The organism is Flavobacterium sp. HJJ (genome assembly GCF_015351475.1).
Lineage (GTDB): Bacteria > Bacteroidota > Bacteroidia > Flavobacteriales > Flavobacteriaceae > Flavobacterium > Flavobacterium marginilacus.
On sequence record NZ_JADKPR010000050.1, the window covers coordinates 1 to 5,192 of the forward strand.

Genomic DNA, 5,192 nt, shown 5'->3' on the forward strand with positions numbered 1-5,192 from the left:
CTTATAAGCCGTTTCTAATATTTTCATGAACTATATTTTTAAATAATTCATATTCTTCCGCAGTCATAGATTTTCTTGGAAATAAGTAATTTTCATCACCATACATTGTAATTGATTCGTTATTTATTGTAACTCTTTTAAAATTTGACCATTTTTCAATGGTTTCAGTCGTATCCTCAATTAGCAACATTGCATTTTCAGTTAGTATGACTTTATTTACTTTGTATTTTGAAGTTTTGTCTAAGAATGTTTTTATTGATTTCCTCCATTTCAAAACCTTATAAATTTTTTCTCCAAATAAAATTAATGTGACACACCATAAAATAAAAAGAAAAAGTACAGTTTCTTGTGATGTATCGGTTATAATAAAATTTATCAATGAATTAACGAATAACAATCCAACGACAATCGAAATATATGCTTGGCTTTTAGAAGTTGGAGAGAAAAATAATTTTTCATTTCCATTTCTAAAATAAAGTTCTTCAAAATCTAATCTTCTGAAAGTCAAATCAATTTCCAGTGTTTTCATAAAATGGCTTATAACTAGTTTATAGGTCTGACAAAGTCATACCTATCTACCCAAAATAGGGTTGCTTTGTCTGATAGTTGTCAGGATTTATTTATTTCCAAATGTATAAAAAACGGATTACAAATTGTTAGTGTTTTTTGCTTTGCAATTGAATATTTTTTTTGAAATAATCTCTAAGAATAACAAACTTCTTCCTTTGCTTTCATCGGGAGTGAAATTATTCGAGATAAAGTAGTCGAAACGGCGAAAGTTTTTTGTGTAGTCATGGTCAGTCTTCCTCTCCTTCGAAGAGGGTCGGGGAGAGGATTTAATCATGTCCCAAATCTGCTAATAACTTTTTATCTCCTACGATCCATAAAATATCATCTTTTTCAAGAATAACATTCGATTCAGGATTTAGGGTTCGCTTTCCTCTTTTTTCGATGCCTACGACCAATCCTTTTGTTTTTTCGCGAAGTTTGGATTCCTTGATGCTTTTTCCCAAAAAGGTATGGTTTTTTAGTTCAATTTGACGCAAAACAATATCGGGTTCCACAACTTCTGGAGAAAGATCTATTTCGTGCTGATCCAGGTATTTTTTGAATTCCTGAACTTGAGCATCAGTTCCTATAACGCAGATTTCATCACCTGGGAACACACGTTCGTTAGCATCGGGGATGTGAATCATAACGTCGCCACGCTTGATGGAAACAAGGTTAACGCCCAGGTTTTCTCGAATCTGCAGGTTTTTTAGGGCTTCACCAGCTATATTGGATTCGGCAGCAATATCGAATATTGCCATGTGCCCGTCCCAAGGAGACAAGTCGCTTCGGCTTCTTTTGGCTTTGGCGATTTCACGATCATTTAAATTGCTTAGGAAATGGTTTTCAATTTTATGGTATTGAATGTGAAGTCTTTTTTGAAAAATAAAATAAATAACCACTGCAATGATGAATGCAATAAAAGCAATTTTTGGTGAGAAAAATATATTAAGCAGCAGACCAATAAAGAATATTGACAGTATTATACGAATGAAAAACAGCATAGTCAGCGGTCCGCGCGATTTGCGGTCCAGCATTAATTCTTCGACTTCACGGACAGCAACACGGCGAAAAGCAAGTGCCCACAAAAATGGAGATACGATTGCCAGCGTAATTAATGCTCCAATAGTGTTTCCTAAATGATAGTCTTCAACTAATGGCAGCATGAAACGGGAAGAGAGCAGAATTACAGCCAGAATAATCACTACAAGTACGATTACCTGAATTAGAAAAGCATTAATAACCGTTTGCCATAAACTAACTGTTTTTATGGCCTGCGTACTGGCTGAATAGCGTTCTATTCGTTTCACCCATTTTCGGGGCAGGTTATGCGCCAAATATTCAGAAAAAGGAAGCGAATATTTAATCATAAAAGGGGTCGTAAATACGGTTACTGCCGAAACAGCGACTACAATCGGATACAAAAAGGAATTAGTTGCTTTCAGCGTTACGCCTAAGGTTGCTATAATAAAGGAGAATTCCCCAATTTGCGACAAACTCATTCCTGTTCGTATAGAATCCTTTAACGGCTGTCCTGATAATATGGCTCCAAATGTAGAACTGATGGATTGTCCAAAAATAGTAACAATCGACAGAATTGCAACAGGAAGAGCATGCTGGTAAAGTGCATCAGGATTAATTAACATACCGACAGATACGAAAAAGACAGCTCCAAATAAATCTTTTACCGGTTTTACCAAATGTTCAATATGTTCGGCTTGGGTGGTTTCGGCAATGATGGATCCCATTATGAAGGCTCCAAGCGCAGGAGAAAAACCAGCATTTGCTGCTAAAATCACCATCATAAGGCAGAGTGAGAGCGAAATTATCAGTAACATTTCATCAGTGAGCAGGTGTTTTGTTTTTTTGAGTACTGTCGGAATTATAAAAATTCCTCCCAAAAACCAAAGTACAAGAAAAAAGAGCAACTTGATAACAGACATCAGGAGATCACCGCCTGAAAACTGATTACTCACCGCAACCGTTGACAATAAAACCATCATCAAAATGGCTAATATATCCTGAACAATCAAAGAGCCGATAACGATTCCCGCAAATTTTTGGGTCTTGACACCCAATTCGTCAAATGATTTTAAAATAATTGTAGTGGAAGATATTGAGAGAATCACTCCCAAAAAAATACTGTCCATTTTTGGCCAGCCGAGCCACTGTCCCACGACATATCCCAAAAGGCACATACTCACAATCTGGACTCCAGCGGTAATTGAAGCGGTGCCCCCCACTTTCATTAATTTTTTGAAACTAAATTCCAATCCGAGACTGAAGAGCAAAAAGATAACTCCAATTTCAGCCCAGACTTCGACGCTTTTTATTTCTTTGACTGAAGGGAAAAAATCAAAATGATTACCCGCCAAAAAACCCGCAATCAAATACCCTAATACCAATGGCTGTTTGAGCTTTCTAAATAATACAACGGCAACAGCAGCAGTCATTAAGATAAGTCCCAGATCGCTTATTAATGGGTTTAAATGACTTGTTGTTTCAGGTACATCGGTTAATAGGCTCATATGTTAGGATTGTAATTTGTAAGAACAGATTAGTTGTAAAAATCGTTGATGGCTAATTTACAAAAAAAAGATTTTTTTTAGGTTTTAACGGTAGCCGCTTTTGAAAATTTAACCTCGAATTATGAAAAATTAACCACAAAAAGGACACAAAGAATTACGCTAAGTCCGCAAAGATTCTCTTGTCATGAAGTTAAGTTTAAAATTTTTCTCGGCAAAGACACGAAGACGCAAAGATTAGAATGTATTTCTTTGCGACTTTTCGAGATTTTTTTTGACAAGGAACTTTGCGAACCTTACGGTTAAATAAAGGAATTAGCAATAAAAAAAGCTACCCCGAAAAGGATAGCTTATTAGTTATTAGGCAACAGCCATTAGCTTAAAGCTTATTGCTTAGAGCCTACAGCTTTTTTTAAATCCCTATAAAATTACTTGGCGTGATCTGCAGTAATTCAGCTTTAATTTCATCTGAAACCTCTAACGTTTCAATAAAAGCATGAATAGAATCTTTTGTTATTGCTTCATTGGTTCTTGTCAAACCTTTTAAAGCTTCGTATGGATTTGGATAGGCTTCTCTGCGTAAAATCGTTTGAATCGCTTCGGCAACAACAGCCCAGTTTTTCTCCAGGTCTTCGTGGAATTTAGATTCGTTCAGCAATAATTTATTTAAACCTTTCAAAGTAGCTTCAAAAGAAATTATAGTATGTCCCATAGGAACACCAATGTTTCTCAAAACAGTACTGTCTGTTAAATCGCGCTGCAGTCTTGAAATTGGTAATTTAGCTGATAAATGCTCAAAAATAGCATTGGCAATTCCTAAGTTTCCTTCGGAGTTTTCAAAATCAATTGGGTTTACTTTATGCGGCATTGCAGATGATCCAATCTCTCCTGCTTTAATTTTTTGTTTGAAATATTCCATCGAAACATACGTCCAGATATCTCTGTCCAAATCGATAATGATGGTGTTGATTCTTTTCAGCGCATCAAAGAAAGCAGCAAAGTGGTCGTAATGCTCAATTTGTGTAGTTGGAAAAGAATGGTGTAAACCTAAATTTTCCTGTACAAATTTAGTCCCGAACTGTTTCCAGTCAATTTGCGGATACGCCACGTGATGCGCATTATAATTTCCGGTAGCTCCTCCAAATTTAGCCGCAAACGGAATGTTAAACAACAAACGCATCTGCTCTTCCAAACGCTCTACAAAAACAGCAATTTCTTTACCCAAACGAGTAGGCGAAGCAGGCTGTCCGTGCGTGCGTGCAAGAAGCGGAACTGCAGCCCATTCTTGACTCAATTCCTTTAATTTAGAAATTACAGCAATTAATGACGGCATATAAACCTGCTCAAAAGCATCTTTAGTCGAAAGCGGAATTGCAGTATTGTTAATATCTTGTGAAGTCAGTCCAAAGTGGATAAACTCTTTATATTCAGACAAGCCTAGTTTTTCAAAAGCATCTTTTATGAAATATTCTACCGCTTTTACATCGTGGTTGGTTACTTTTTCGGTTTCTTTAATCCAAAGAGCATCTTCGGTCGAAAAGTTTTTATAAATGTTACGTAAACTGTCGAAAAGATTAGGATTTACGTTTTTTAATTGCGGTAAAGGAACTTCGCATAAAGCAATGAAATATTCGATTTCAATTAATACGCGGTATTTGATTAATGCTTCTTCTGAGAAAAAAGGAGCCAGAGATACTGTCTTATTTCTATAACGGCCATCGATTGGTGATATAGCATTCAATTCGTTTAAAGTAGTCATTTTTTGTTGTTTTTTCGAAAGGCACAAATATAAAGAGAATTTAAAGATTAGAAGGTACTCAGCTTTAACTTTTGACTGTAAATAACTCAAAATAATTCAAAAAATCGTGTAATTTGTAACTTTAAAAAAAGAGAAAAGTCAGCGGATAATTTTTCAATAGAAATAATTTGGGCATGACCGCCGGAAAAAGGCGGTCGGGCTATCCGTTACCACTTTTTTTATCCCTTGAAAAAAGGGATAAAAAAGAGCTCCACTTCAACCGAAGTTCACTGAACTCCGATGAAAATAAAAATTAAGTGAAGTAATCCCTCATGCGAAGACAATTTCAAGATATAAGCCATATTTAAGCAACTTTTTTA

At 35.7% G+C, this 5,192-nt stretch carries 3 protein-coding genes; all 3 read right to left on the minus strand.

The genetic code is table 11. From position 1 onward, the window contains the following. Window position 1: 1 nt before the first annotated feature. The 3 genes from IRZ80_RS20565 to purB all read right to left on the minus strand — a co-directional run bounded on the left by IRZ80_RS20565 (window position 2) and on the right by purB (window position 4,833). On the minus strand, window positions 2-529 hold the full coding sequence (locus IRZ80_RS20565) for a YcxB family protein (RefSeq protein WP_194644207.1): 528 nt from the start codon (window positions 527-529) through the stop codon (window positions 2-4). A 307-nt stretch (window positions 530-836) separates the two neighbouring features. After that, window positions 837-3,077 (minus strand): cation:proton antiporter, encoded by a 2,241-nt coding sequence (locus tag IRZ80_RS20570; RefSeq protein WP_194644209.1) that lies wholly within the window; start codon window positions 3,075-3,077, stop codon window positions 837-839. A gap of 409 nt (window positions 3,078-3,486) precedes the next feature. Beyond that, window positions 3,487-4,833, minus strand: coding sequence for an adenylosuccinate lyase (purB, locus tag IRZ80_RS20575; protein WP_194644211.1), 1,347 nt, complete (start codon window positions 4,831-4,833; stop codon window positions 3,487-3,489). Window positions 4,834-5,192: the final 359 nt, after the last annotated feature.

Excerpts from the sequence above, each read along its gene's own strand:
- purB (WP_194644211.1), bottom strand. The coding sequence starts at position 4,833 with ATGACTACTTTAAACGAATTGAATGCTATATCACCAATCGATGGCCGT.
- IRZ80_RS20565 (WP_194644207.1), bottom strand. The coding sequence starts at position 529 with ATGAAAACACTGGAAATTGATTTGACTTTCAGAAGATTAGATTTTGAA.
- IRZ80_RS20570 (WP_194644209.1), bottom strand. The coding sequence starts at position 3,077 with ATGAGCCTATTAACCGATGTACCTGAAACAACAAGTCATTTAAACCCA.